20 protein-coding genes, 2 tRNA genes and 2 pseudogenes are annotated in these 25,935 nt (G+C 47.5%); 12 read left to right on the top strand and 12 right to left on the bottom strand.

Features of this window, described 5'->3' with window-relative positions:
- Position 1: 1 nt before the first annotated feature.
- Entirely contained in the window at positions 2 to 1,432 is a 1,431-nt protein-coding gene (locus tag K6Q96_RS10880) for an ArnT family glycosyltransferase (RefSeq protein ID WP_251875695.1), read from the bottom strand.
- Positions 1,429 to 2,442, bottom strand: a complete 1,014-nt coding sequence (locus K6Q96_RS10875; RefSeq protein ID WP_251875693.1) for a glycosyltransferase family 2 protein — start codon at positions 2,440 to 2,442, stop codon at positions 1,429 to 1,431. Before K6Q96_RS10875 ends, K6Q96_RS10880 begins: the two co-directional genes overlap by 4 nt.
- A gap of 125 nt (positions 2,443 to 2,567) precedes the next feature.
- On the opposite strand from K6Q96_RS10875, the gene K6Q96_RS10870 reads away from it, so the two are divergent.
- Complete coding sequence (locus tag K6Q96_RS10870) at positions 2,568 to 3,254, top strand: response regulator transcription factor (RefSeq protein ID WP_251875691.1); 687 nt, start codon at positions 2,568 to 2,570, stop codon at positions 3,252 to 3,254.
- Positions 3,251 to 4,510, top strand: a complete 1,260-nt coding sequence (locus K6Q96_RS10865; protein WP_251875689.1) for a sensor histidine kinase — start codon at positions 3,251 to 3,253, stop codon at positions 4,508 to 4,510. The genes K6Q96_RS10870 and K6Q96_RS10865 overlap by 4 nt, the downstream gene beginning before the upstream one ends.
- A 12-nt stretch (positions 4,511 to 4,522) precedes the next feature.
- Here the strand turns inward: K6Q96_RS10865 and K6Q96_RS10860 are convergent, their stop codons facing one another.
- From K6Q96_RS10860 to K6Q96_RS10850, 3 genes are all read right to left on the bottom strand, one after another.
- Positions 4,523 to 5,464, bottom strand: coding sequence for a DMT family transporter (locus K6Q96_RS10860; protein ID WP_251875687.1), 942 nt, complete (start codon positions 5,462 to 5,464; stop codon positions 4,523 to 4,525).
- Positions 5,465 to 5,567: 103 nt separating this feature from the next.
- Positions 5,568 to 6,284: an AraC family transcriptional regulator gene (locus K6Q96_RS10855; RefSeq protein ID WP_251879633.1), complete on the bottom strand. Its 717-nt coding sequence runs from the start codon at positions 6,282 to 6,284 to the stop codon at positions 5,568 to 5,570.
- 160 nt (positions 6,285 to 6,444) lie between these two features.
- On the bottom strand, positions 6,445 to 7,470 hold the full coding sequence (locus K6Q96_RS10850; protein WP_251875685.1) for a calcium-binding protein: 1,026 nt from the start codon (positions 7,468 to 7,470) through the stop codon (positions 6,445 to 6,447).
- A 457-nt stretch (positions 7,471 to 7,927) separates the two neighbouring features.
- Here K6Q96_RS10850 and K6Q96_RS10845 point away from each other — a divergent pair.
- Positions 7,928 to 8,203: pseudogene (locus tag K6Q96_RS10845) on the top strand (tryptophan synthase subunit beta); the annotation flags it as partial.
- A 632-nt stretch (positions 8,204 to 8,835) separates the two neighbouring features.
- Complete coding sequence (locus K6Q96_RS10840) at positions 8,836 to 9,120, top strand: Bor family protein (protein ID WP_251879632.1); 285 nt, start codon at positions 8,836 to 8,838, stop codon at positions 9,118 to 9,120.
- 44 nt (positions 9,121 to 9,164) lie between these two features.
- Here K6Q96_RS10840 and K6Q96_RS10835 read toward each other — a convergent pair whose 3' ends face one another.
- From K6Q96_RS10835 to K6Q96_RS10815, 5 genes and pseudogenes are all read right to left on the bottom strand, one after another.
- Positions 9,165 to 9,530: a DUF805 domain-containing protein gene (locus K6Q96_RS10835; RefSeq protein ID WP_256481720.1), complete on the bottom strand. Its 366-nt coding sequence runs from the start codon at positions 9,528 to 9,530 to the stop codon at positions 9,165 to 9,167.
- A gap of 349 nt (positions 9,531 to 9,879) precedes the next feature.
- Complete coding sequence (locus K6Q96_RS10830) at positions 9,880 to 13,104, bottom strand: glycoside hydrolase family 3 protein (protein ID WP_251875683.1); 3,225 nt, start codon at positions 13,102 to 13,104, stop codon at positions 9,880 to 9,882.
- 373 nt (positions 13,105 to 13,477) lie between these two features.
- A complete protein-coding gene (manA, locus tag K6Q96_RS10825) occupies positions 13,478 to 14,665 on the bottom strand; it encodes a mannose-6-phosphate isomerase, class I (RefSeq protein WP_251875681.1) in 1,188 nt (395 codons plus the stop codon).
- 210 nt (positions 14,666 to 14,875) lie between these two features.
- Positions 14,876 to 15,100: pseudogene (locus K6Q96_RS10820) on the bottom strand (PTS fructose transporter subunit IIB); the annotation flags it as partial.
- 72 nt (positions 15,101 to 15,172) lie between these two features.
- Entirely contained in the window at positions 15,173 to 15,553 is a 381-nt protein-coding gene (locus K6Q96_RS10815; protein ID WP_251875678.1) for a cysteine-rich CWC family protein, read from the bottom strand.
- Between the two features lie 164 nt (positions 15,554 to 15,717).
- Here K6Q96_RS10815 and K6Q96_RS10810 point away from each other — a divergent pair, with 164 nt between their 5' ends.
- The 4 genes from K6Q96_RS10810 to K6Q96_RS10795 all read left to right on the top strand — a co-directional run bounded on the left by K6Q96_RS10810 (position 15,718) and on the right by K6Q96_RS10795 (position 19,660).
- A complete protein-coding gene (locus K6Q96_RS10810) occupies positions 15,718 to 16,569 on the top strand; it encodes an ABC transporter ATP-binding protein (protein WP_251875676.1) in 852 nt (283 codons plus the stop codon).
- The gene (locus K6Q96_RS10805) at positions 16,566 to 17,498 is read left to right on the top strand and encodes an ABC transporter ATP-binding protein (RefSeq protein WP_165013092.1); all 933 of its coding nucleotides are present in this window, start codon (positions 16,566 to 16,568) and stop codon (positions 17,496 to 17,498) included. Before K6Q96_RS10810 ends, K6Q96_RS10805 begins: the two co-directional genes overlap by 4 nt.
- Positions 17,495 to 17,974 (top strand): hypothetical protein, encoded by a 480-nt coding sequence (locus K6Q96_RS10800; protein WP_251875674.1) that lies wholly within the window; start codon positions 17,495 to 17,497, stop codon positions 17,972 to 17,974. The genes K6Q96_RS10805 and K6Q96_RS10800 overlap by 4 nt, the downstream gene beginning before the upstream one ends.
- 336 nt (positions 17,975 to 18,310) lie before the next feature.
- Positions 18,311 to 19,660, top strand: a complete 1,350-nt coding sequence (locus K6Q96_RS10795; RefSeq protein ID WP_251875672.1) for a dicarboxylate/amino acid:cation symporter — start codon at positions 18,311 to 18,313, stop codon at positions 19,658 to 19,660.
- A gap of 62 nt (positions 19,661 to 19,722) precedes the next feature.
- On the opposite strand, the gene K6Q96_RS10790 is transcribed toward K6Q96_RS10795, so the two are convergent.
- Positions 19,723 to 21,102: a bifunctional NUDIX hydrolase/phosphatase PAP2 family protein gene (locus K6Q96_RS10790; RefSeq protein ID WP_251875670.1), complete on the bottom strand. Its 1,380-nt coding sequence runs from the start codon at positions 21,100 to 21,102 to the stop codon at positions 19,723 to 19,725.
- Between the two features lie 234 nt (positions 21,103 to 21,336).
- On the opposite strand from K6Q96_RS10790, the gene K6Q96_RS10785 reads away from it, so the two are divergent.
- The 4 genes from K6Q96_RS10785 to K6Q96_RS10770 all read left to right on the top strand — a co-directional run bounded on the left by K6Q96_RS10785 (position 21,337) and on the right by K6Q96_RS10770 (position 24,341).
- Positions 21,337 to 21,427, top strand: a tRNA-Ser gene (locus tag K6Q96_RS10785).
- 42 nt (positions 21,428 to 21,469) lie between these two features.
- Positions 21,470 to 21,546 (top strand) — tRNA-Asp (locus tag K6Q96_RS10780).
- 458 nt (positions 21,547 to 22,004) lie between these two features.
- On the top strand, positions 22,005 to 22,700 hold the full coding sequence (locus tag K6Q96_RS10775; RefSeq protein ID WP_062661012.1) for a VC0807 family protein: 696 nt from the start codon (positions 22,005 to 22,007) through the stop codon (positions 22,698 to 22,700).
- Positions 22,701 to 23,132: 432 nt separating this feature from the next.
- The gene (locus K6Q96_RS10770) at positions 23,133 to 24,341 is read left to right on the top strand and encodes a NupC/NupG family nucleoside CNT transporter (protein WP_251875668.1); all 1,209 of its coding nucleotides are present in this window, start codon (positions 23,133 to 23,135) and stop codon (positions 24,339 to 24,341) included.
- 31 nt (positions 24,342 to 24,372) lie between these two features.
- On the opposite strand, the gene K6Q96_RS10765 is transcribed toward K6Q96_RS10770, so the two are convergent.
- On the bottom strand, positions 24,373 to 25,833 hold the full coding sequence (locus K6Q96_RS10765; RefSeq protein ID WP_251875666.1) for a PAS domain S-box protein: 1,461 nt from the start codon (positions 25,831 to 25,833) through the stop codon (positions 24,373 to 24,375).
- Positions 25,834 to 25,935 lie beyond the last annotated feature (102 nt).

The raw sequence follows: 25,935 nt of genomic DNA, 5'->3' as shown, positions 1-25,935 counted from the left end.
CTTAACCATTATCCGGCGTGCAGTAAATCAATACCCGCTTTTCACTGTTTCCGCGCTTTTCGCAGTTATCGAAGACATTCACTTCTTTGGTGGAGTGAACAATAAACGCGGGTTGGTTTAACCCTTCAATGGTAGCGTCGAGTTCCCCCAGCGCTTTGCGCGCTTTTCCATCTGAATAATACTGAGCAGAAAAAGGTCTGTGGCCGACGTAATACAGGTCTGAAAAATGCGCTTCAGGCTGCTTATGCCAAAGAGACATCAGCGAATTCTCGCCAGTTTTTCCAGTGATGCCGAGTGATAACGTAGTGGCTGCTCCCAAGATAAGTGCTGGTGTGATAAAGCCCGTTAGATAGACCTTTGACGTCAGCGGCTTTTCGCTCTGATAGGCAGCGATAAGGAGTGCAAAGGCAGGAATGCCTGGCATGACATAGCTTGAAAGTATGTTCCCCGCAAAAGTGAATAGTAGCAATGGGGCGAGCATCCAGCACCACAGAAACTGGATATAGTTGTTAGAGATACTCTCTGAGCCAGCGCGGAAGCGACGGAAAAGCTGGTAGAAGAAAACGGGGGTCCACGGAAGCGCTGCAAGAATGGCGAACAGCCAGATAGTGCCACGAGCTTCGTTGTGGGCAGTGCCATAGAGGTCGCCCTCCCAACCGGAAACCACAAACCGCATAAAATGCTCGCCAATCAGAAAGTAATTCAAGAAGCCCGGCGTTTGCCATTCGGCAATCAGGTACCAAGGCAGCGCAATGGCTAACATCAGCGGGAGTCCGCTTTTCCAAGGTAGTACTCTGAATGGTTGCAGCCACCGACCGCCAATACTTATCCAAAGCCCCAGACTGATACCAACCAAAACCAGCGTCAGTGGACCTTTTGCCAGTAAGCCCATGGCCAAACCAACGAAGAACAGGTAACCGGCAGTTTTGGATTGACGTTCCAGCGCTAGCCAATAACTGCCCATGCTGATGGTAATACCTAACGTTAAGGCTGTGTCTGTCATGACAGCGCCAGAAATGACGATGAATATTGCACAGCTCGCCAAAACAGCGGCCGCCAGAGCAGCTTCAGAACGGGATTTTCCCGCGTTAACGGCGAAAAGGTAAACCAACCCAATAATCCCCATACCGACTAAGAGATGAGGGAGTCTCACTGCAAATTCGTTGTTGCCAAAAAGGGCAATGCCACCTGCACTAAGCCATGTGAATAGTGGCGGCTTACCCCAAAAAGGCACCTCATAGTCGAACATCGGAGTCACCCAGTTTTGGGTCTCGAACATGATGCGCGCCATTTCACCATATCTTGCTTCTGTAGTGTCCATCAGAGGGTACATAGCAAGGGAAGCGAAACGAACAATCAAAGAAACAGCGATCATGGCGATTGCTAATTGCCAAAGGCTCAAAGAAGAAAGTTTGTTGAAGAGGGTTTTCATTGTGTTTTCTCAGTAACAGCTTTTGAGGAATGTGTTGCGGGTGCGGTGAAATGGGTATCAACCAAATACAGCGGGCGTTGTTTGGATTCGATAAACAGGCGTCCTATGTATTCACCCATTAGGCCAATGGAGAGCAGTTGAACACTGCCAAGAATGAGCACGACCAAAATCATGCTTGGATACCCTGCAACAGGGTCACCCCAGATCATGGTTTTCATGAAAATCACTGCGGCCATGGCCGCTGCACCTAAGGCAGTGGCAACACCTGCAAAAGTCGCAAGGCGCAGAGGTTTGGTGCTGAAAGAGGTAATGCCTTCCACGGCGAGATTAACCAGCTTGGAGGTATTCCATTTGGTTTGGCCTGCAAGACGCGGGTCGCGGTCAAATTGCAACATAGTGCGACGGAAACCTGGCCAGGCAAAAAGTCCTTTCATATAGCGGGTACGCTCTGGCAGATCGTTGATGGTGTCGACGACACGGCGATCCAGTAGTCTGAAATCACCCACGTTTTCGGGGATTGGTACATCACAAAGGCGGTTCAGCACCTTATAGAAGATGGCCGCGGTGTAACGCTTAAATGCGCTTTCTCCCAACCTCTCACGACGCTGCATATCGACAACGTCATAACCTTGTCGCCATTGCTCGACCATCTCTGGAATGAGCTCTGGTGGATCTTGTAAATCAGCATCCAGCAGTACAACAGCTTCACCCCGTGTGGCTTTGATGCCGGCGGACATGGCGGCTTCTTTACCAAAATTGCGGCTAAGACGTATTAAGCTGATGTCGTGCAATTCAGATGACAGTTCCGACACCATTTGCGCGCTGTCATCATTGCTTCCGTCATCGATATAAATGATTTCGCAGTGAGCGCCTAGATTATCGAGGGCGGCAACTACGCGGTCATGGCATGTCTGAATCACCGATTTTTCGTTGTAAAACGGGATCACGACTGAAATGAGCGGTGCTGTCCGTTTGTCTGAAGCCGTTGAAATGTAGTGAATTACTGTCATCGTCGTCACTCCTTGCTATGTTGAAAGCAAGGTAAACGGTGGGCAGTGAAAAAAGCGTTATCGACTTTTTTTCTACATTTTTTATGTGAGAATGACGGTGTAAATCAGCGACATGATGGTGAAAAATGAAAATTTTACTCGTTGAAGATCATGCAGATATTGCGGGTGTGATTTTTGATTACTTTGAGATTCTGGGGCACACCATGGATCACGCGTTGACAGGCTCCCAGGGATTGTCGCTGAGTTGTGAGCAACATTACGACATCATTATCCTTGATGTGATGTTGCCAAAAATGGATGGTATGACGGTGTGTAAGAAGCTGAGGGAGGCGGGCGTTGATACACCGGTCTTGATGCTTACCGCCATGGGTGAGAACGACGATATTGTGTCTGGCTTCGATCATGGGGCGGACGACTATTTAGTGAAGCCCTTTGACTTGAAAGTTCTCGAAGCCCGCGTGAATGCGCTGCATCGTCGGCATTCCGGGGACGTTTCCGCCAAACGCTTAACCTTTGATGAACTGTCACTGGATTTGTCTTCCTTCACCGCAAGTCGTCGTGGATGCCAATTCGTGCTTAACCCTTCGATGTTCACCTTATTACGTCTTTTGATGAGCCGTGCCCCCAAGGTGGTCACTAAAGAAGAACTCAATACTGCGCTTTGGGGCGATGACGAACCGGAAGGAAATGTGCTTCGTAGCCATGTTTACCAGCTGCGTAACCTTATCGATAAACCGTTCGAGTTTGGCTACATCCGCACCGTGCCGAAAGTGGGGTACCAAATGGTAAAAAGTGAAGGGGATGCAGCGTGAGCAAGATAAAGTCTGCCAAGCAATTAACCTTCACCTATTTTTCCGTTGTCGCCTTTGCCATCATCACTATCCATTTCACTGTCTTTGAAACCACGGTCGAGAATCTCGAGCATTTTACCGCTCAATACCGAATGGAGCAGATAGCGCAGGGCTTATCCCCTGAAATGCTCGACTCGGACACCGTGCCACTCAATGCATTTACCACCGCTTATGTTGGATTCGATAACGTTCCGGAGAGTTTAACGGTTACGCCCGATTTGCCGCTGAATGTAGCAACCGAAATCTACAAACGTGGCTTAGCGCAAGCTACGGACTTTTTCATCATGAAGGTCAACATTGAGCATCAAGGTATTTGGAAGGATGTGTACATCGTCAATTCAGACCCTATCTTTGAGCTCAGTGAAGATAAGGCGATGAAGTCTCAAACGAATCAGTTGCTGCTTTCTTTTGGGTTGCTCATCCTGAGTTTGCTGGTGGTCCTCAGGATCTCTGAACGCCTGACTTCGCCGTTGTCTTCGCTGGTGCAACAGCTTCGCGATAAAACCAAAGGGGATGTGTCACCCTTGTCCTTGCCTGAAACCGGGAAAACGGTGGAACTGGTAACACTGACGGACAGCATCAACACTTATCAGTCGCAGATCGCTGAAATGCTGGAGCGTGAGCGGGCTTTCAACCGATTTGCTAGCCATGAATTGCGAACCCCTTTGATGGTGATGCAAGGTAGCCTGACGTTACTTGAGCATTCCAACGATCCCGATTTTGTTGCCAAACAGCGGGTTCGCATGTTGAACGCTGTAGAAGCCATGCAGGAATATGTGGAGACGCTGCTTTCATTGACGCGGGACAGTCACGATGAGGTGGAGCCATGGGAACTCACAAAAGCTGAAATTGAAAAGTTGGTTGAACACTTCACGACCCTGCTGGAAGGAAACAAAGTGACTGTTGAGGTTGTAGAAGAAAAAGCGCCGACGCTGACGGTGTCACGCAAGCTGGTCGGCATCCTCATCGGCAACCTGATAAAAAATGCCTTCACATACACCACTCAAGGGAAAGTTACCATTACGCTGACGGAAGACAGTGTTCAGGTGGCAGATAGTGGGATTGGCCTGCAAAGTTCTGGTCAGGTGCCAAAAGGCTATGGTCTTGGGCTTGTGATTGCCAACGAAATTGCGCGCAAACATCACTGGCAAATTTCGTTGGATGACAATGAAATGGGTGGCTGTACAGCGCAAGTTATCGGGCTTTCTCGAGCATAGATTTATGTTCGATTAGATTGCCTCAGGAAATGGCCATTCTGTGGATTTCCTTTCCGTTGCCTGCAACACCAAGCAAACCATAATGAGTGCCATACCTACCCAACCAATAGGCGCGATGACTTCACCGATGACCAACACCGCGAAACAGGCTGCGACGACAGGTTCAAATAGCGTCAACAAGGTGGCTTTGCTAGCGTCCACGTGACGAAGTCCAAACCCGAAAGCGAGGTAGCCAACAAACATAGGGATCAACGCCATATAGAGTGAGACGCTGGCGTTGTTCCAACCAGAGAAAAGGTTGTCGCCAGTGAATAGCAAGGTCGGCAGCAGCAGTAATGCACCCAAGCCAAAAATCGCTGCCATGGCTGAATCAGATTTGACGCCAGTATCGATCAACTGCTTTGCCACCCAAGCGTAAGTAGCATAGGAAAGACCTGCTACCAGGCCCAACAATACACCGAGCAATTTCTGGCTGTTGTCAGAAGCAACGGCAGCGTGACCTGATTCCGCAAACGTCAGCATGACGATACCGACAGTACCAAGTAAAAAGCTCATCACCCAACGAAAAGTGACATCGTCCGCTTTGCCAAAAAGACGGTTGATCACGACCGTCATGAAAGGGGCGCTGGCAATCGACACCACAGTACCCACGGCGACACCGGCCATGCGCATGGAAGAGTAAAAAGCGAGGGGATAGATCGCCAGTGCGACCACGCCAATGAACAAAGTAGTGCGAGACTGAAGAATCCGCGACCAATCGGCTTGAAGTGGCTTTCTTGCCATGAATGCAAGTAATAACCCACTCACTCCCATAGAAAAAGCACCAATCCCCAAGGGGCTGATGTCTGGTGCGAAAGCCGCTGCTGTGCCAGTAGTTCCCCAGAGAATCGAGGAAAATAGAATGGCCAGACTGCCTTGAAGTGTGCTGTCTATGTTTGGGAGGAAGCCTTTCATTGCTCAATCATCCAATGTGATTTGTTCGAATGAAAACAAGGATAGTGTTTGTTAGGTTAGATAACTTTGCTGAAAGGACGTTTGTTGCCGCTAAAAGGGCGCTTTATTCTCTGTTGCCTGCGAAGACTCTCGGTGACATGCCGAAGTGCGCGGAAAAGCGGCGGCTGAATGCAGAAAGATCCCCATAGCCGACCCGCTCAGCGACTAATTGTACGGGCAAGTCTGTATGTGTCAGCAAGGCTTTGGCTTTTTCCATACGTTGTAAGGTGATGTATTGAAAAGCGCTCATGCCTAACATCTCTTTGAATCGCTTTTTAAATTGGGTGGGGCTCAAGCAAGCAATCGCAGCCAGGGATTCTATCGAAAGCTCGGCATCAAGATGCTCGACAATGTGTGACTGGACAGTGCGGATTCGTGGATCCGGTACTTCGTTGTTTTCCTGTTGCTCGAGCAAGCGAGAGAAAACATCAAATACTGCGCCTTCCAGCAAATCATCCACCTCATGCTCCAACTGTTTTTCTACGAAATACAGGTAGCTCAACAAGGGGGCGCTGATGGAAAACACCGCGAAGTCAGATGCCATGATGTTTTTCGGCAGATCAGTCATGTCCGCCACGATAAACCGGGCGGCTTCATTGGCGTGGAAGTGATGAAAAGTGCCAGCTTGAATCACCACGCATTCGCCAACACCAACCCCACCGGAATAGTTATCAAGCTCAATTTGGATCGTGCCCTGAAGCGGCAATACCAGTTGATGATAGTCATGGGCGTGACCTTGCCGCTGTCGGGTATAGGCGCGAATGCTGAGGCTGTTTTCCATGAATTCCATATCATCCTTGAACGTGAAAAGTACGTTGCAATGACACCGACAGTAAGGCAAAAACCAATGCGCCGCAAACCATCCTTTCGAAACCCCAAAAGAGGACGTAAAAACAATGAAGGCGGCCAGAGCCGCCTTAATGGTGAGTTAAACGAAGGGCTTAAATAAGCTCGCAACCCGTGACGAAGTCGATGCAGTTTGCGTCGAAACAACCCCACATGTTGTTTACCTGGACGGAAGTGCCATCACAGAAGTCCAATGTAATACAACCCCAAGACTTGGTGATGTTGATCTGATGGATGGATGTTGCCAGAGAGTCATCGATCTGGATTTTGTCGTCCCAGCAGTTGAAGTCGGTGATCTTATCGTGACCATCATGAGCATCAAAATAGAAGGTATCTTTGCCGAGGTTTCCGGTCAAAATGTCATTGCCCTGACCACCTGCAATCAGATCATTACCCCAACCACCATCGAGTTTGTCGTTACCGCAGCCACCGTCAAGGGTGTCATTACCACAGTCGCCGTCAAGTTTATCGTCACCGTTTCCACCAACCAGTTTATCGTGTCCCCAGCCGCCATTCAGGTAGTCGTTGTAGTCGCCACCGTGCAGATAGTCGTTATCACAACCGCCGAACAGTTCGTCGCATCCTGCGCCACCGAATAACTGATCATCGCCATAGTAACCGACCAACTTGTCATTACCGTTGCCGCCTTTCATGACATCATTGCCGCAACCACCATCAAGATAGTCATGACCGTCGCCACCGAAGAGAGTATCGTGTCCATCGCCTCCCCAAAGTTTATCGTCACCACAACCGCCTTGAAGGAAATCGTTACCCCATTCGCCCTTTAAGGTGTCATTACCATTTCCGCCATAAAGCGCGTCATCATCACAACCTCCGTAAATCAGGTCGTGTCCATTGCCACCCTGAATGGTGTCGCAACCATTGCCGCCATCAAGTTTGTCGTCACCGCAACCGCCTTCAATCCAGTCGTTACCATTACCACCTTTGATGTGATCGCTACTGTTGCTGCCAATGATTTTGTCATGACCGTCGCCACCGTCGATAAGACATTCATTCCCATAAGCAACGATGTAGTCATTGCCGCCTTTGCCGTAAATCCAGTCCACGTTGCAATTGCTGATGATGGTGTCAGCACAGGTAGATCCATATATGGCTGTCATTATCTATATCCCTCTATCTACATTATTGACGTTGTTTGTGCCCAAATGCATGAAAGGCCATACCAATATGACTGATTAAGAAGGCATTTATCTGTATCGAGGATAAGAACTATCTTGCTGAATAGAAAGGTAATATGAGATTCTCATGGCTGGGTTGTCACCTGTCGATAGGCTTGAATATGTCTAGCTTTACAGTCATTTGTGGGGAGTAGGCACATGTAAAGTGCGAGGTGATACAGCAGTCTTACTAACGCAATGTTTTTATTGGTAAATTCATGCGTTTCTGGTTCAAGGTACCACAAACAGCTGTAAAATGTGATGCACACCGCCATTGGCTGTCACAAAACTGTCGATTTACCGTATTGCTTCTTCTTTAATCAATATATTTTGTGTGGACTATTCATCGGCCTTTACGCCAACTTCCAAGAAGGCATAGAGGGATCATCCAAGGACAGAGATCAGGAGTAACCCATGCCCAGATGCGCAGGGATATTTTGGGGAGTATGGCGGCAGCTTTATCCCGCCTGAGTTGGAATCCATCATGATTGAAATTGCGGCTGCCTATGAAGAATGTCGCAAGGATCCTGCCTTTAAAACCGAACTGGCTCGGCTTTATAAGCATTTTGTGGGTCGTCCAAGCCCAATATTCCATGCGGAAAATCTATCAGCCAAATACGGTACTGACATCTACCTAAAGTATGAAGTTCTCTACCACACCGGTGCCCACCAAATCGGTGGGCATTTTTTGTTTGGATGGGTGCAACAAGTCACCTGCATGGTAAAGGGATAGGTGACCTGTTGCGTACTCTATTTGAAAAGTTATCCAAACAGAGTGCACAGCAAGCTGTACGTCATTGATAGTGAGTGCGTAACTGTCCGAACACAATGCATTGTTAATAAAGTCAGACAAAATTGACACGTCTTGAGAACGAAAACCATTAAGTTTATGTTAGGGTTTAGTTCTTTTTTGGTTAAATTGTGCTGGTTGATTTATACCTGTATGTATTGATATGAAGTCAGTTTTATTTTTTCATTTCTTATTGGTACATATTATTAATCTTTGGATGAACCTAACATTGTCACTGCTAATTAGTTAATATTTTCTCGGTTGGATATTAATCAAATAATATTATTTTTTACTTATTAATGAAAAAATATCAATAGATACCTATTACTAACCTAAGATGTAATTAGAATATACAATATTTACGCAAAGCTTCTCTTATTTAGTGCTTGCTAAAGTTATTTGGTTGATGGTTATTTCTTGTTTTTTATACAAACATTTACTCTGTGATCATTCATATTCGTTAAGGTAGTGGCTGATTTTTTTAGTCACTCACACACTTTAACGTGAGGAGAGTTATGATGAAAAAAGAACTTTTAGTATTGTCATTAGTACTTGTCATGTCAGGTTGCGCTCAACAAACGTTTGTTGTCAATGGGAATGATGGTACTTTGGAAGATGAACAGATGCAGAGCTTTTTTGTATCAGGTATTGGCCAAAAGAAAACAGTTGATGCAGCTTCCGTATGCGGTGGTGCAGAAAATGTCGCTAAAGTGGAAGTTCAGCAAACCTTCCTAGATGGTGTTTTGGGTTTTGTCACTTTTGGTATTTACACCCCTCGTGATGCCAGAGTTTTTTGTAAATAGTATTGTTTAAAGGACTCGCTGGATCGGCAAGTCCTTAAACTTTATCAATTTGATAACATGCTGTTTAGTTTGGGGTTCGACCCATACAGGTTGTCGCCCTCCTCGCTGTCTTTGGTATGAAAATATAGCAACACGAGCGAGCCAACGATTGGTATCAACGCAAGCAATGCCCACCATCCACTCTTTCCTATGTCGTGAAGTCTTCTAACTGAAACTGCAAACGCAGGTATCGCAATAAACAGTGAATAAATCATATGTATATCAACATGTGGGATGTGAACCGCCTTCTGTATAATAGAGATTAAGATAAAAATGATGATGTTGATTAGAAGGAACATCCAATACTCTTTTCTTCGCGCTCTCCCTGAAAAGTCAGAAAAGTTTCTTAAAGCATAAATATACCAAGACATACTGCACTCCTATCTTGCTTATGAGTTTCCATCATAGAAGCTAAATTCATCACTATATAATGAGGTGATTAGCTATAATGATTAATAGGATGAAAAAGAATTATGGCAAGGTGGTGCAATATTTATTTAACGAGTTTTTGATATATTGAAATGAATGCTTTGGATATGAGAAATTATTTTCATTCTAAACTAATGCTCTTATTCAATAATGGTATTCTGCTATCCATTATCAAATTAAAAGTGACTATTAAATATTCTTATTTCCAACGATCCTGACGTTTGACCTTGTTTTTGAAATTGGATGAAAAAGCCCGCAGATGCGGGCTTTGCTTTTTGGGGTAAGTGTCAGTTACTGCTCGAGCTTAATATCGCGCACTCGATAGACCACACCAGCTTGCGAGGCATTCCAGTCAGACAAGGTGGCAAACGGCGTATTCACTTTGGTGATATCCAAAGCGCCCGTGTTCAGCTCCGCAACGGGTACTGAAATGGTGTGCCATTGTCCAGTGGCAAGGCTGCCCAATGGATAGTCATTGCCAGAGCCAGCCGTCGATTCCATCTTGACGACGACTTCTTCGGTTTGGGTTTCACCAGGGTTTGCAGGTTCACCATAGGTTTCGATGTAAATATCGAACGTCAGGTTGCCTGAAGTGAAATTAGACAGGTTTAAGGTTTTACCCTGCACCAGCACCAAGCCTTTGTAATACTCAGGGCTCGCCGCATCGTAAGTCACGGTGAACTCATGAGTATTATCTGAAGGATCGTTGCCAGTCACGACAACATGGTCTGTCAAACCTTCCCAAGTGTCTGTACGCGCTTGCCAAGTGTTGATGTTTGGTTCCCACGTTTCCCAGATATCAACGATATCGCCTTCGAGTGGCGGCTCAACCGGCACTTTCAACTCTTCACAGGTAATAGCGTCTTCTGCAGCATCGAGACTGCGTGGCACATAGCGAACCTCACCCAGATTGAACTCGACTTCCTCATCGGCATAAATCAGGAACGGCGTGTTAAGAATCTGGAATGCCATGCCCTCGTCAGCAAAACACTGCAGTGGGATCTTGATGGTCGTCCACTTGGTTTCATCTTGGCCACTTGGCGCTGGAAGCACTTTGTGGATAGGGACCTGACCCAGACAAGGCCACTCACAATGCGTTGCCAGAATCATGCTTTGCGGCGCGGTTGATTTCATGTCGATATCAAACTGCAGGGTAGCATCCGCATTCAGGTAACTTTGCTTGTCGGTGACCTGCTCATCCGCAGTTTGCATGTAGATCTGCGCTGGCGCTTCGCCAGTGAATTTCACATTGACTGCGTCTTGCTGGTGGAGGTGATCGATTGGTGTAGTGGTAATAGAGCCAATGGTTGTTGGTGTACCGTTGGACACGGTCACGCCGACCCAACCATTCGATGATCCTGCAATGCGAGGTATAAATTCGTCATCGGCTGAACGACCAAAGATTTCTAGATTGGTGGTCGCAATACCGTCATCTGGTGCATCCAGGCCACAACCGTATTCACGTGGATCGAGTGGAAGATTATCCAGATCGGTTTTCAGCTTGCTGCTTTTCCTCTTGTTGTAAGAAAGGCCATAGCCGTAAGCGAACAGCGGTGCATGGTCACCTTCGATATCTTGCTCCATCTCCGGTGTTTGATAGTCCATCAGATTCGGCGCTTTGCGGTTGATGGTGGTAGAACACTTGGTTTTTGGCCAGGAGAAAGAAAGACGACCGCGGAAGTCTTTGTCATCAACACCAAACAGCACGTCAGTGATACCACCCGCTTCCGTGCCTGGTAGCCATGCTGCTACAAAGGCGTCAGAGTGGTTGATCTCTTCATTTACATAAAGTGGGCGGCCAGAGAAGAATACGGTGACGACTTTAAAGCCTTGCTCTTTGAGCGATTTAATCAGACGAAGATCAGCGCCGTAAGAGGATTTGAGCGTTGCGTATTCCAGCGTCTTAGTTTTGTTGATGTCGCCAAACATCTCGGCGTAAGGGTCTTCACCAATCACCACGACGGCAGTGGCATCCTGAGGTGCGGAAGAGATATCCGTAAAAACATTCTCTTCGCCGACTTGCGCCTGCATTGCCATCAGCATGGTTGTTGCACCTGGGAAGTCACGTTCCAGAGTGTTCTCGGTACCTTGCCAGGTCAACGACCAGCCGCCAGTCTGCTTTTGAATGTCATGGGCAGCACTGCCCACCACGAGATATTGCTTTTGCGACGACAAGGGTAAGGCTTTGTCTTTGTTCTTGAGGAGTACCAACGATTGAGCAACCGCTTTACGTGCCAGTTCGCGATGTGCATCTGACCCCAGGACATCCTGATTGCCCGCCAGTCGACGCTCGGTAGGCTGCGGTTTTTCCCAAAGTGCTGCACGCATTTTTACACGGAGAATACGGGTGACCGCATCGTCAATACGGCTCATTGGAATGGTGCCATCATTCACCTGGTCAATGACATTGCGATAAAATGCCTGCCAGTCTTTACGGGCAGTGACCATGAAGATGTCATTACCGGCGAGCACCGCCTGCGGACAGTTGCCTGCGGTACAACCATTGATTTCGCTGTGACCGTTCCAGTCTGTGACAACCAGCCCATCAAAGCCCATTTTGTCTTTCAGTACATCGTTGACGATGTACTTACTGCCGTGGAGCTTCTTATTGTAATTGTCGGTGCCCATCACATCGTAGTTGGCTTCGTTATGCCAAGAGTTGAACGATGTCATGACCACTTGCGCGCCAGCATCCAGGCCTGAGAAGTAGCCGGTTGCGTGAATATTACGAAGGTATTCTTCACTATATTCATTCATTCCGCGGTCGACACCATCAGTGGTACCGCCATCACCGAGCCAGTGTTTCACGTTGGAAATAACATGGCGTTCGCTTTTCAGGCCCCTTGTGCCACCTTGCAAGCCTTCAACCATTTTGCCAGCGTATTGATAAACAATTTCAGGATCTTCTGAATAGCCTTCATAAACGCGTCCCCAGCGATAGTCGCGCGGTGTAGCGACGGTGGGGGCAAATGTCCAGTCAAGGCCAGTCGCTGCGACTTCTCGTGCAGTCGCTTTACCGATTTGTTTGATGAGCTTGGGATTGTTGGCGGCACCAAGGCCGATATTGTGTGGGAAGACTGTGGCTTTAAAAACGTTGTTGTGGCCATGCACGGCATCAGTTGCCCACATGAAAGGAATACGGAAACCACGGTCTGCATAGGCTTCTTCAATGGCAAGATAGTATTTATCAGCTTCCTCAGCCCAATCTTGAGCGGTGGCGTATTTGTTGCCATCAGGCCAACCACCGCCACCATTGAGCAAAGAGCCCAGCTTATATTCTTTCGCCTCTTCTGGTGTCACGCTTCGAAGGTCAGGTTGGATCATCTGTCCAACTTTCTCTTCCAGCGTCATTTGCGCGAGTATCTCTGCAACCCGGCTTTCTATCTCCGGATCTTTTTTGATTGCGCTGTTAATCTGCGGCCAGTCTGGGAAGTACGGGACTTTCGATTCGAGAAAGCATCCCGTCAGAATGGCTAGCGATGTCACTCCTGACACTATGATTTTTCCTTTGAGCATAGAGCCCCTCCGAGGGTAGTCAGTTCTATTTAAACTGCGTGCTCACTATCTTGCTGGCATTTGAAAGCGCTTTCTTTAAATGCAAGATAACTCCCTCGAGCACACTAACTCCTGAGACACTAGGTGTTCAGGAAGCTAGGCATGGTAGGGACATTTCCTGATGTTAAACATAGCAAATTGAACAAATATCTTAGCGCATTTGGCTTTAGCAACACTTTCTCAGATGGTGGAAAAACGTTGTTAAATTGATTGTAATGAATCTCGTTGATGCATATGCAAAAACTTGAGTTAGGTACAAACAAAAAGAAGCCCAGCAAATGCCGGGCGATCTTACTTAGGGGATTTTCTTAGGTGTGATTAGGGTCAACAGCCCCTAGTTATAGGCGCGGGCAAAAAGACCTTCGCAGCTGGTCTGGTAATCGCCGACATACGCTGGAATGAAAACGGATTCGCCTTTTTTCAAGGTGACCGTTTCTCCATTGCTGTGTGAAACAGTAACAGGCGCATCAATAGCAAAGAGGATTTCAGCGCTCTGTGTGCTCAGGACTTCATTTTTGGTGTTTCGATAAACACTAAATTTAAAATCCGGCACAGGAATCGGGTAGTGCTGCGCATTGCTTTGAATGCTTGGTGCTAGCAGGATGGTTTCTTCTGGCATTGGCAAGCATCGTGTGCAGGAAATCAGTTCCGGTACATCCATATGTTTTGGTGTCAAACCTGCGCGAAGCACGTTGTCTGAGTTCGCCATGATTTCCAGACCTGTACCTTTGATATAAGCATGCGGCGTGCAGGCATCAAGGAACATCGCTTCACCCCGCTGAAGAGTCAGCGTATTCAGGATCAGTGGTGAGAACAGGCCAATATCGCCTGGGTACTGCTCAGACAGCGTCAACAGCAATCCAAACAATTCATCAGTTTGGTTCGCGTCTGCATAGGCCAGTAGTTTAGATACTGCTGTGTCTTTGGTTTCGCCTTCCAGAGAAAGCAGGGCGCCGAAGAAGTCACTCAGGCCTTGTTCGTTCTGGTTGTCTTGCAAAGCACTTACCAGTGAAGCCAACTCTTCAATGTTGAGCTGATGGAAGAAGCCCAGAATATCGCTGTAATCCCGGAAGCCGTTCATCGCCATGTAATCAGTCAGCGCGAAAACCAATTCCGGCTTGTGGTTAGGATCTTTGTAGTTTCTAAAGCTTGCTGACAGGGGAATTTCTGCTGCTTCTTCTTTTGCAAAACCGGCTTCAGCCTGAGCTTTGCTTGGGTGAACTTGCACCGACAGCGCTTTTTCAGCACACAGCACTTTGAAAAGGTAAGGCAGTTCACCAAATTGTTGGGTAGTGGATGCGCCCAGAATGTTTTCCATGTCTGAGCCAATGAAATCTGACAGCAGGATTTCTTTGTTCTCGACAGCGATTTTTGAACAGCCATTTGGGTGAGCACCCATCCAGATTTCCGCTTGTGGTTTTTTCTCTGGGTTCGGCATATCAAAGAGTTCAGTCAGCGAAGTGTAACTGCCCCAAGCATAGTCCTGGATAACGTTTTTCAGAGGGAAAAATTGTGTTGTCATTGTTCTTCTTCAGGTCTTTTGCAACTGGCAGAAGTTTATCAAATTCTGCGCTTGTCTTGCCTATATATTCTGCAAATAAAAACGCTCCCCCGCAGGGAGCGTTTTTCATCTGACTATGCCGTTGCTACTTCGTTTTGTGCTTTCGCCTGACGCATTTTCTTCAGGGGAACTGCAACCAGCGCGGTCGCTACTGCACCCACTGTCATACATACCAGTGAAACGGGCGCGGTCTTCTACTTTAATGTCGGAGGCAATCAATACCACATGCGCGTAGGCGATATCCTGAATGCTGAGCGGGTTCTCAATACCCATCGCGCCCTGGGTTTACACTGCGATTGGAATACCGATTTGTTGTGCTGATTTTTTGAGTTCGGCAGCAGCCATATAGGTGTGGGCAGTGACTGTTGAGCAGGCGGTGACAGCAACGATTTTCATTCTTCTGGGTTGTCTTTTTTGGGTGAAAAAAAGCGGCGTATTTTCAGTTAAGAACGTCAACGAGTCCGTGATTTAGCCCACGTTGTTGTAGCCTGATGGTTCTGCTTTGCCATATGGGCAGTGGCGACAGCCATTGCCACAACAGGAGCCCCGACGTAAATGGTACCAAGCCGAGAATACATAGAATCCACGTTCGATGGTGTAATCCAGCCCTTCTACTAACTCTTTTTGCTCGCGATAGGGCTTTGCCAGGCGAATCAAATCATTGGTGCTGTATTCCTGATAGAGGCTTTCCAGCTTCTCGTTGATGTGTTTTGCCAGACAGGTTTTACACAGACACGAGAGGTTGTCTCCTGCTGCCGGAGGAAGAATATTGGGATACTGCATGCACCAGCATTGACCAGACTCAGCAGTGCATTCAAGCGCGTTTCCGCACTCGGGACATTGACTCATGCTTACCACGTATTCGAGAAATGAGCGGGAATTGTACCTGAAAGGGTGTTCGGGATCCTTCTAACAACACTCTGCGATCTAATTCACTTTTTTTAATAACTTATTTTACTGCAAAAAGAAATGATAATAATTTGCATTCAATATTGTTTTGGGAGTGAATCTACATGGCAAGTGAACACGCCTTTCATAGTGACCCTTTGTTAAGGGTTCGAGATCTATGCGTTGACTACATCACGGATGATGGTCATTTCCGCGCGGTGAAATCGGTCAGCTTTGATATTGGTCGAGGTGAAGTCTTCGGGTTGGCTGGGGAATCCGGCTGCGGGAAAAGTACCATCGCATTTTCGGTGAACAATCTGCACAAGCCACCTGCGTACATTTCCGGCGGCGAAATCTGGCTAGAAGAGAGAAACCTGCGCACGCTGTCCAACAAAGAGCTGGCAGCGGTTCGTTGGAGCGAGATCGCCATGGTATTCCAAAGTGCCATGAATTCTTTGAATCCGGTACTCACGCTCGAAGAGCAATTCGTGGATGTGATTTGTCACCACAAAGGGTGGACGCGTGCAGAAGCGATTGATCGCGCCTACAAGATGTTGGACTTGGTGAATATTCCCCGTGACAGGTTGAGAGACTACCCGCACCAGTTCAGTGGCGGCATGCGTCAGCGTTTGGTGATTGCGATTGCACTGAGTCTGAGCCCGAAACTTATCATCATGGATGAACCCACCACTGCGCTTGATGTGGTGGTGCAACGCGAAATCCTTCAGCAGATATTCACCCTTAAAGAAGAATTTGGCTTCTCTGTGCTTTTCATTACCCATGATCTGGCTTTGATGACTCAACTCAGTGACCGCATTGCCATCATGCGTCACGGCGAAATAGTGGAAGTAAATACTTCAAAAGAAATTCGCCAGAACCCGCAACACGAATACACCCAGAAGCTTTGGGCCTCTTTCCCTAATATCCATGACAGAGATGGGAGCAAAGCCAAGTTTGAACAGGGAGCAACCGCATGAGCCAGCCAATCATTGAAGTCAAGAACGTCTCAAAAACCTTCCTTGCAGGTGGCGGTTTCTCTAAAAAAGAACCCTTTGAAGCACTGCGCGGAATCAGCTTTGATCTTCACAAAGGGCGCGCATTAGCGTTGGTCGGAGAATCTGGTTGCGGAAAAAGTACTGTGGCGCGTCTTATTACCAAGGTACATGAGATGACGACAGGAGATATTCTGTTCAAAGGGCAGAGTATCGACACCATCAATTCGGGCAAAGCACTGCGCGAATATCGCAGTAATGTACAAATGGTCTTCCAAGACCCATTTGGTTCGCTCAACCCGGCTCACACAATCGATCACCATATTGCTCGACCGCTGAAAATCCATAACCAGGCCACGACCGAAGAGGAAGTGAAGCAACGCCAACGCGAACTGATGGAACTGGTCGAGCTGGATCCGGATTGTCTCTCCAAGTTTCCTCATCAGCTAAGCGGTGGTCAGCGACAGCGTATCAACCTGGCAAGGGCATTGGGTGTAGGTGCGGAAGTGATTCTGGCGGATGAACCAACCTCAATGCTGGATGTTTCAATCCGTTTGGGCGTGCTGAATCTGATGCAGCGCATGAAGAAAGAGATGGGCATTGGTTTTCTCTACATTACTCATGACCTAGCGACAGCGCATTACATTGCGGAAGAAACGGCGGTGATGTATCGCGGACAAATCGTAGAGTGGGGCGATACGCAGGAGATTCTTTCCAACCCGCAGCACCCATATACCAAGCTTCTGATCTCAGCGGTGCCGGATCCGGACCTGCCGTTCGCGGACCTTATCCACCAAACTGAAAATTACTCCCAGAACGCCGATGAAGTTCGTATTCTCAGTGCGAAACTGCAGCCTGAAATTCAGAAAGTCTCCGACAATCACTTTGTGCGTAATTGGGAGTCGGCGGCATGAGCCAGTCCAATGAACTGACGGTAGATGTCTGGCTGGGCGAAGTTCAGCGTTGGTATTGTAACCAGAACATCAATGAGATTTGCTGTTTGGAAGAAATGGTGAAGCAAGCGCCCCCATCACTGTTTCTTCCATACATTGATGAGTCTAAGAGTCAGGCTATTGGTTATTGGTTGGATGCGTGTATGCGCATCCATCATCATCTTAACGCTCAGGACAGTGTTGAAGGTGCTTACGCTTTCCTCCAATTCGCCTACAGCAAGATGCAGGATATGGGCAGCAACATAGGGCACGATTTGAAAGTGAAGAAATGGTGCCTGCAACGGATGGATGCCTTAGTTGTGGTATTGCTTGAGTACTGCCAGTGCCAAGAGGGCGAGTACTGGCAAAGTGAAGCCAAAACCTTGATTGAAGCCCACGTGAGTTTCATGACCGCACAAAATCACTTAAACCTTTCCCAGGAAGTCGCAGCAGGATAGAACCTGCTGCAAGACTCACCAATTCTCTGTCTTTATTCCCATGCAGCATATTTCGTTAATGGCTCGTTAACAAAAACTTCAAAATCACTCAAATTCGAGACAATGCTGAATTTAGATTCACGATATATCTATTGCCAGTTGTGAGGTTACCCGAAATAAGTCGCTCGCTACTGGTCAATTTTTAAGCTAATTCAACCACTTTCTCATTGAGTGAATGGAATATCTCTCTTTGTGACTAATTATGCATAATTAGCTCGTGCAAATTTTGCCAATTGCCAGTAAGTAAGACAAAAGAAAGGGTTTTCACGACTGCATAACTAAAGTCATGGAGGCAATATGGTAGACGCTGCATCAAACGGTGATGGCAAGATGAGCCTAACCGCCAAGGTTATTGTCGGCTTGGTAGCCGGTATTATTCTTGGACTCGCTATTAACATTCTGGGCTTAAACCCAGCAGGTGGATTTGTAGACACCTATATCACAAACGGCTTGTTCCACGTTGTGGGCAAAATGTTTGTTAACGCGTTGAAAATGATGGTGGTTCCGCTGGTACTCTTCTCGCTGATTTGCGGGGTATGCGGGATTGGTGACATTAAAACGCTCGGCAGAGTGGGCTCGAAATCTTTCGCGCTTTATATTCTGACGACCGCCGTTGCGATCGCTGTGGCAATCACAATCGCATCAATCAGCGGCATTGGTACTGGCATGCAAATGGCCGCTGATACTGCGTTCTCAGGCCGCGAAGCACCACCACTTTCTCAAGTGCTTATCGACATCATCCCTAACAATCCAGTGAATGCGCTTTCCGAAGGCGAGATGCTGCAAATCATCTTCTTCGCCATTCTGATGGGTGTGTGTATTTTGATGGTGGGTAAAGAAGCGAAGAAAGTCGTTGAGCTGGTGGAAGTGCTGAACGAAATCATGATGAAGATGGTTACCCTCATCATGGAAATCGCACCTTATGCAGTATTCTGTCTGATCGCCAAAGCCATGGCCAACCTCGGCTTGGGACTCTTTGTTGAGTTGATAGGCTATGTGGTTGTGCTGATTGGCATCCTGCTGGTTCACCTCTTTGTGGTTATTCCAACCATTTTGAAAGTGTTCTCTGGCCTGAACATCGTGACCTTCATGAAGAAGGCGCGCAATATGCAGGTATTCGCATTCAGTACTGCAAGCTCGAACGCGACGATTCCTGTTACGCTGCGCACTGTGACTGAGCGTATGGGCGTGAAGAACTCTGTGGGCTCTTTCACTGTTCCGTTTGGTGCAACCATCAACATGGATGGTACAGCGATCATGCAGGGCGTAGCGACGGTGTTTATCGCCAATATCTACGGTATTGATCTGGGCGTAGGTGGCTTCCTTACCGTGATTCTGATGGCCGTACTGGCTTCCATCGGCACTGCTGGTGTACCGGGTGTTGGCCTGATCATGCTGTCGATGGTATTTGCACAGGTTGGCCTGCCACTGGAAGGTATCGGCCTTATCCTGGGTGTTGACCGTCTGTTGGATATGGTTCGTACCGCGGTTAACGTTACTGGTGATGCGGCAGTCAGCTGTATCGTTGCTAAAAGCGAAGGCAAGCTGGATGAGTCAGTCTTCAACGATCCGAGCGCTGGTATTGTTGCGCACGTGGAAATTGACCATGATGCGGAACAAGAACTAGCAGATATCGCAAAAGGCTAATCTTCCTGTTAGATAAAAAGAGCGCCCTAGGGCGCTCTTTTTTGTGATGAGTTGTTGGTGAGTTATCTACCGAGTTTAGGAACCACCCAAGCCAGCAGCACAGGCAACACAGTAAATCCTAGTGTGATTGCAGCAAGAATTTCGATACTTGAGTTGGATACTAGCCCTACACCGCCAATCAACCCGGCAACTGCCGCGACACTGACAAATGCCCAAATGAAACCCTTCTTACCTAAAGGTGTATCAATAGCCGGGATTTGCTTTTTGGTCAGGAATAGCATCACAGCGAAAGTCAGTGAAAAAGCCGCACAGTAGAGAAAAGTTGGCTGGATCTGGGTGGCGGCGAGCGGAAGGGTGACAACGCCAATCAGTGCCCACAATACTGGCGAAACAAGTTTGTTCTGGCGTTGAGTCAAAGTGTGTGAAACTGAAACCACCAACGTACCAATCACGGCTCCGGCCAGCACGTCGGTAACATAATGGACACCAAGATAAACGCGGCTTAATGCCACCAATACCGACGGTATTAACCAAATAGCGAGATATCCCTTACCTGCTTCTTTTAACCACAGATAAACCAGCCCCCATACTGCAAAGGCTGTGGCTGTATGGCCACTCGGGAACGCAAAGCCTGAAGCGCCTGTAAGCTGGAGATCTGGGAACAGATAAAAGGGTCTGGGAACGGCAAAATGCAGCTTTGCGAAGCTGACAATCAAGGTGACAGCGACAGTTGTAAACATCAATTGAGAAACCCGTTTTACGCCGCCAGATGCCATTGCAATTGGGATAAGCAAGAAGAACAACACGCCGCTTCCCATTGCCGAGGACGCTGTAAGCAGTCCACCAAAAATGGAAGGCATTGCTTTGATGGCTTGTTGGAACATTTGGTTAATCGACGCATTCCACACATTGAACTCAGCACTCATATGACTGAACTCTTCGAAGTGGGCGGTTTCGCTGGGTGTGGCTGTTTCCAGCCAGGTTGGGATCATTCTTACCTGATCGGGGAATCGGACTTCTTTAATGTCTACTGAGCTTGGTTTGATCATGGAGACGTTGCGAACTTCCCGGCCAAAATGCTCCGCTTGCCAACTGGCCACCATGGCATTGCCATCTTCCTGATTGTGGATGGCAATAGGGGATAGGGCACGACAATCAAACAAAACGGCTCTATCTAATCGTGTAAACTCTTTGATTACTTCAACCGCAATACCCGTTTCTTCGAGGGTTTCTCGGATCGCAGCGTCAGCAGGATTATCGCTATCTACAAAGCCGCCGGGTATTGAAATTCGGTTATTCAGAATATCCCGGGTGACTAACACGCGGCCTTGATCATCTGAGACTAAACAGGCAGCGCCTCTGATGGTTTCCGATTGTTCGGTAGCAAATGTAGGTGAAAGGGCAAAAAAGTAAAGGAAGAAGGTGAGCAGTTTTTTTGTCATCGTCATGTTCGAATTGTTCTAGATAATGGGCATTCTAGCAGTCACTGACATTCAGGGTGCGAGAAAGTTTAAAATTCGTTTTGAAAGTTAATTTCCCATTTTTAAGATGTTGAGTTTTCTGATGTGCAGCAAGAAAATGCACACCTCTTGGTGGCTTTTTGAGCATTTGAATTAAAACATGCAAAAAGGGGGTTTACAGCCTTCCGAGAGCTCGATAATATTCGCCGCACTTACGGAGAGATGGCTGAGTGGTTGAAAGCACCGGTCTTGAAAACCGGCATACGTTAATAGCGTATCTAGGGTTCAAATCCCTATCTCTCCGCCACATTCTGGAAGTTGGGCTTCAAAGCCGAATTTCACAAGAATTGGAGCGGTAGTTCAGTTGGTTAGAATACCGGCCTGTCACGCCGGGGGTCGCGGGTTCGAGTCCCGTCCGCTCCGCCAACACAACAAAGCCCTGCAGGAAACTGCGGGGCTTTTTTGTATTTATCAGATTCCAATAGGGGGACTCTCACGAGCCATACGGCTTGAGCCCCGCTGGAGCGCCAGCCCGGCCGTTCCGCCAACGATTTAAGCCTCAGTCGAAAGACTGGGGCTTTTTTCTTATTCGCGCCCCAGAAAGTGCTTCGCACTTTGGGTCGCGTCCGGGAGCCCGGCGCGTTCTAGTCCGTCCGCTCCGCCAACACAATGAAGCCTCGACAGAAATGTCGGGGTTTTTGTCTCTCAAAATGCTCCTCATTTGAGCTTTTTCGGAACTTTTCACATCAAATCGCTGCCTAAAAACCAAGCAAGATACACATGCCGTTACACAGGATGGTGTGGTCAGGCTTTACATCTCGTGGCTGTCAGGGAACAATTCAACAAAGCCTGAAAAATAACATGGCGCTTTAAACTGGAAGATTATGAGTAATACCGAAACCAAAAAGCCGAACGCACTGTTCGAAATTGTCTTTAACGTATTTTTGCCTTCGTTCATTTTGATGAAGTTCAGCGGTGAGGAGCATCTCGGTACCGTGATGGCACTGGTTGTGGCGCTAGCCTTCCCAGTAGCTTACGGTGGTTTGGAACTTGTTCGAAGCAAAAAACTGAACCTGATTGCGGCACTGGGCTTTGTCAGTGTGTTGCTGACAGGCGGGATTGGTTTGCTTGAGCTGGATACTCAATGGTTGGCGATAAAAGAAGCCTTGATCCCTGGTGTGATTGGCCTTGCGGTCCTGATTTCCACTTTCACGCCTTATCCCATCGTGAAGAAAATGATCTTCAACGACACCCTCCTAAATCTCGAACTTATCAAAGAGCGTCTTGCGGAAACAAACAATACACAGTCATTTGAGCGTTGTCTTACGGTATCTAACTATCTGTTTGCCAGTACTTTCGTTTTCTCGTCTGCAATGAACTATTTCCTCGCGACTTGGATTGTGACCAGCCCAGCGGGCACAGTGGCATTCAATGAAGAGTTGGGCAAAATGACGCTCTACAGCTACCCAATGATTGCTATTCCAAGCACATTGATGATGCTGGGTATCTTCTACTACGTATGGCGTCAGGTGCGTGCAATGACGTCACTGGAAACTGAACAAATCTTCCATATGAAGTGAGTTCAGCTTAAAGATACATCGACAAGCCCGGCATTCTCGCCGGGCTTTCTCGTTTTAGTTTTTATCCAAATCAGCCTGTTTTGCCATCAAACTGTGAAATTTAACAAAAGTGATCATTGTCACATACGGTTTGGCTTTGCTATATTCCCCGCCCGGTTAAAGCGAGCGCTTTTCGTTAACGAATGGCGTGAATAACCAAGCTTTCAATCGGCTGCAAAATGGAAACTTGCCCCAAGGAACTGGGCCCAGCGTAACTGTGAGCATTAATACCCAAACAAATTACAACCTGTGTCTCCAGGTCGTTTGGGTATATGGGCCTTTGATATTCGCCTTTGGGTAAGACAACATCTGCAGCCTCCTGCCATGTTGCCTTTGCCTGCGCGCGTATTATCAAAACACGCCAAAATCCAGATACATAAGCAAGGTAACATAATGCAAATCATCTACAGCTTGGCCGGCGTATTGGCCCTGTTGGCGTGTGCTTACGCACTTTCAGACAGTCGTCGTGACATTAATTGGCGAACTGTTCTCGGCGCTTTCTCCCTTCAAGCCGGCTTTGCCGCGTTGGTTCTCTATTTCCCTCTTGGTCAATCTCTTCTCGGTTCAATCAGCAACGGCGTTTCAGGATTATTAGCTTTTGCGGACGAAGGCATCGGTTTTGTTTTTGGTGATCTGGCAAGTGGTAATTTCATTTTTGCTATCCGCGTTCTTCCTCTCATCATCTTCCTTTCCGCCATTATTTCTCTTCTCTACTACCTCGGTATCATGCAATGGCTAATCAAAGTGATTGGCGGCGCTATTCGACGTTTTCTAGGTACTTCTCAGGTTGAGTCTCTGGCTGCAACCAGCAACATTTTTCTTTCCCAGAGTGAGTCTTCACTGGTTATCCGACCATTCTTGAAGAACATGACCCGTTCAGAGCTGTTTGCCATCATGGTGGGTGGTATGGCTTCTGTTGCTGGTTCTGTACTGGGTGGCTACGCCGCATTGGGGATAGAACTGAAATATCTGATTGCGGCGAGCTTTATGGCGGCGCCGGGTGGTCTTCTCATGGCAAAAATGCTGGTGCCAGAGCGTGAAGTCGCGATAGAACAATCAAACATCGAGCTGGAAAAAAGTGCTGATGTTAATGCGGTTGACGCGCTGGCATCCGGTGCCATGAATGGTGTCAAGGTGGCAGTTGCTGTTGGTACCATGCTGATTGCATTCGTGAGCGTGATTGCGATGGTAAACGCAGGTTTCGAGATTGTGGGGGCTTGGTTTGGCTATGAAAACCTGACATTGCAGCTGATCTTCGGGTACCTGTTCTCTCCATTGGCATTTGCTGCAGGTATTCCTTGGAATGAAGCGCTGAGTGCGGGTGCATTGATTGGTCAAAAGACGATTCTGAACGAGTTCGTTGCCTTTATGGATTTCGTTAATGTGAAGGACACCCTGTCTGAGCACAGCCAAATCATCGTGACCTTTGCACTCTGTGGCTTTGCCAATATTGGTTCTATCGCGATTAACCTAGGCTCTATCGGTGCTATGGCACCAGAGCGTCGTCAGGATGTGGCGAAGCTTGGCTTCCGCGCAGTGGTTGCGGCAACGTTGGCTAACTTGATGAGTGCTGCGTTGGCTGGCGTGTTTATCACGCTATAACCTGCTAAAAACCTAAGAATGAACAAGCCCGCTACCGTGGGCTTTGTTTTTCATCTTCAAGATAAGTTTCCGGCTTAACCTCTTGGTGACAGTCGCCTTGCACTTCGAAATGAGCGACATAGAATTGCATTTCATCGCTTTCATTACGCTGTGACTTCATTTTCGATTTTACGCGAATCACGTGCCCGGTTTTATGCCTCAGCTCCAGCTCCCCATGCCAAAAACCACGCCCTAAAAGTGATAACCATATCCTCGTGTGGAAGGGTTTGTCTGTAGGGTTTTCAGTTAATGAGCGTGGCTTTTCACCGATGACATTTTCTGGTTTATATCCCAACATGTCAGAGAAAGCTTGGTTGATGCGAACAATATGGCCTTTGGCATCGGCAATCAGCATAGGAAAGCCCATTTCAAATGCCTGAACAGTTTGCTGCCGTTCTTCTTCCCGCGCCTTTTGAAGTGAGATATCGCGGATGTACGAGACAAAGATATAGCCATTCTTGGTTTTTGCTGACGAGATAGAAATTTCTATCGTGAACTCACGTCCGCTTTTACGCATTGCTGGCAGCTCGATACGTTGGTCAAGTACTGGACCTTCACCCGTTTTGATTAAGTGTTGCATTCCTATGATATGGCTCTCGCGCAGTCTTTCGGGGATGATGGTTTCCGCTAGTCTTAGGCCAAGTATTTCATCTCTCGACCAGCCAAATAGCTGCTCTGCCATTGGATTAAATTCAATAATGGTGTCTTGATCATCAACCACAACAATGGCGTCCAAGGATGCGTGATAAATGGCTTGGCTTCGCTCTTCAAGGATTCGGGTTTGTTGGTGGAAAAACTCATGGTCCCGCAATGAGGACTGAAGTTTGTTGTAGCTCCTGTCCATCTTTTTTCGTAATTGATTAACCTCATTGACCGTGGTTTCTATTTCATCAACATCAAACAGACTGAATCTGGATGTTGGCTCGCCGTTTTTTTTAATTTGATGAAGTTTCCGCAACGGGCGTGTGATGGAATAGAGTAAGATATAAATCACCACAATGGCAAAAAGGCCGATACCACTGGTACCCCAAATGAGCATTTGGCCGATGGGTGAAGCCATGTTGTCGGAGTAGTGATTGCGATAGCCAACAATCACGGTGCCAAGTCTACCTTCATCACCTTCAACTTCCTTTATCACTACGGTGATACCATCTTTGGGTGTATCCAGACTTCGGCTGTGTGCTATCAGCGAGTCACCTTGGTCAATCGTTAAATAGGTCAAATCCTCGTGAGCAACGAAGCGATCCGTCATATCACGGATAATGGTGTGGTTCTTTTCAAGCAGTGGGATCTCGAAGGTAACAGACACAAGCTCTGCGAGCTCTTTGGCGCGGTAATTCATCTCCTCTTTACGGGCATCGGCCAGATAGCCAAATGCCAGAGTGATGAACGCAAGAATGACAGCCGTAAAAATGAACGCGGTGTAGAGCACCGCCCGGGCTCGGATATTCACGCTACCTCGCTTGTCTTGAAGTTGTTATTAATGAATTAAATATAAGACATTTTACCTAAACTAACTGATTAGACGGGCTTTAATAGAGAGGGGAACCCAGAA

Origin of the sequence: Grimontia kaedaensis (assembly GCF_023746615.1) — a bacterium.
Classification (GTDB): Bacteria; Pseudomonadota; Gammaproteobacteria; order Enterobacterales; family Vibrionaceae; genus Enterovibrio; species Enterovibrio kaedaensis.
Note: the sequence above shows the minus strand (reverse complement) of the source record. Positions and strands in the feature narration are given on the sequence as shown.

Excerpts from the sequence above, each read along its gene's own strand:
- K6Q96_RS10880 (WP_251875695.1), bottom strand. The coding sequence starts at position 1,432 with ATGAAAACCCTCTTCAACAAACTTTCTTCTTTGAGCCTTTGGCAATTA.
- K6Q96_RS10875 (WP_251875693.1), bottom strand. The coding sequence starts at position 2,442 with ATGACAGTAATTCACTACATTTCAACGGCTTCAGACAAACGGACAGCA.
- K6Q96_RS10870 (WP_251875691.1), top strand. The coding sequence starts at position 2,568 with ATGAAAATTTTACTCGTTGAAGATCATGCAGATATTGCGGGTGTGATT.
- K6Q96_RS10860 (WP_251875687.1), bottom strand. The coding sequence starts at position 5,464 with ATGAAAGGCTTCCTCCCAAACATAGACAGCACACTTCAAGGCAGTCTG.
- K6Q96_RS10855 (WP_251879633.1), bottom strand. The coding sequence starts at position 6,284 with ATGGAAAACAGCCTCAGCATTCGCGCCTATACCCGACAGCGGCAAGGT.
- K6Q96_RS10850 (WP_251875685.1), bottom strand. The coding sequence starts at position 7,470 with ATGACAGCCATATATGGATCTACCTGTGCTGACACCATCATCAGCAAT.
- K6Q96_RS10840 (WP_251879632.1), top strand. The coding sequence starts at position 8,836 with ATGAAAAAAGAACTTTTAGTATTGTCATTAGTACTTGTCATGTCAGGT.
- K6Q96_RS10835 (WP_256481720.1), bottom strand. The coding sequence starts at position 9,530 with ATGTCTTGGTATATTTATGCTTTAAGAAACTTTTCTGACTTTTCAGGG.
- K6Q96_RS10830 (WP_251875683.1), bottom strand. The coding sequence starts at position 13,104 with ATGCTCAAAGGAAAAATCATAGTGTCAGGAGTGACATCGCTAGCCATT.
- manA (WP_251875681.1), bottom strand. The coding sequence starts at position 14,665 with ATGACAACACAATTTTTCCCTCTGAAAAACGTTATCCAGGACTATGCT.
- K6Q96_RS10815 (WP_251875678.1), bottom strand. The coding sequence starts at position 15,553 with ATGAGTCAATGTCCCGAGTGCGGAAACGCGCTTGAATGCACTGCTGAG.
- K6Q96_RS10810 (WP_251875676.1), top strand. The coding sequence starts at position 15,718 with ATGGCAAGTGAACACGCCTTTCATAGTGACCCTTTGTTAAGGGTTCGA.
- K6Q96_RS10805 (WP_165013092.1), top strand. The coding sequence starts at position 16,566 with ATGAGCCAGCCAATCATTGAAGTCAAGAACGTCTCAAAAACCTTCCTT.
- K6Q96_RS10800 (WP_251875674.1), top strand. The coding sequence starts at position 17,495 with ATGAGCCAGTCCAATGAACTGACGGTAGATGTCTGGCTGGGCGAAGTT.
- K6Q96_RS10795 (WP_251875672.1), top strand. The coding sequence starts at position 18,311 with ATGGTAGACGCTGCATCAAACGGTGATGGCAAGATGAGCCTAACCGCC.
- K6Q96_RS10790 (WP_251875670.1), bottom strand. The coding sequence starts at position 21,102 with ATGACAAAAAAACTGCTCACCTTCTTCCTTTACTTTTTTGCCCTTTCA.
- K6Q96_RS10775 (WP_062661012.1), top strand. The coding sequence starts at position 22,005 with ATGAGTAATACCGAAACCAAAAAGCCGAACGCACTGTTCGAAATTGTC.
- K6Q96_RS10770 (WP_251875668.1), top strand. The coding sequence starts at position 23,133 with ATGCAAATCATCTACAGCTTGGCCGGCGTATTGGCCCTGTTGGCGTGT.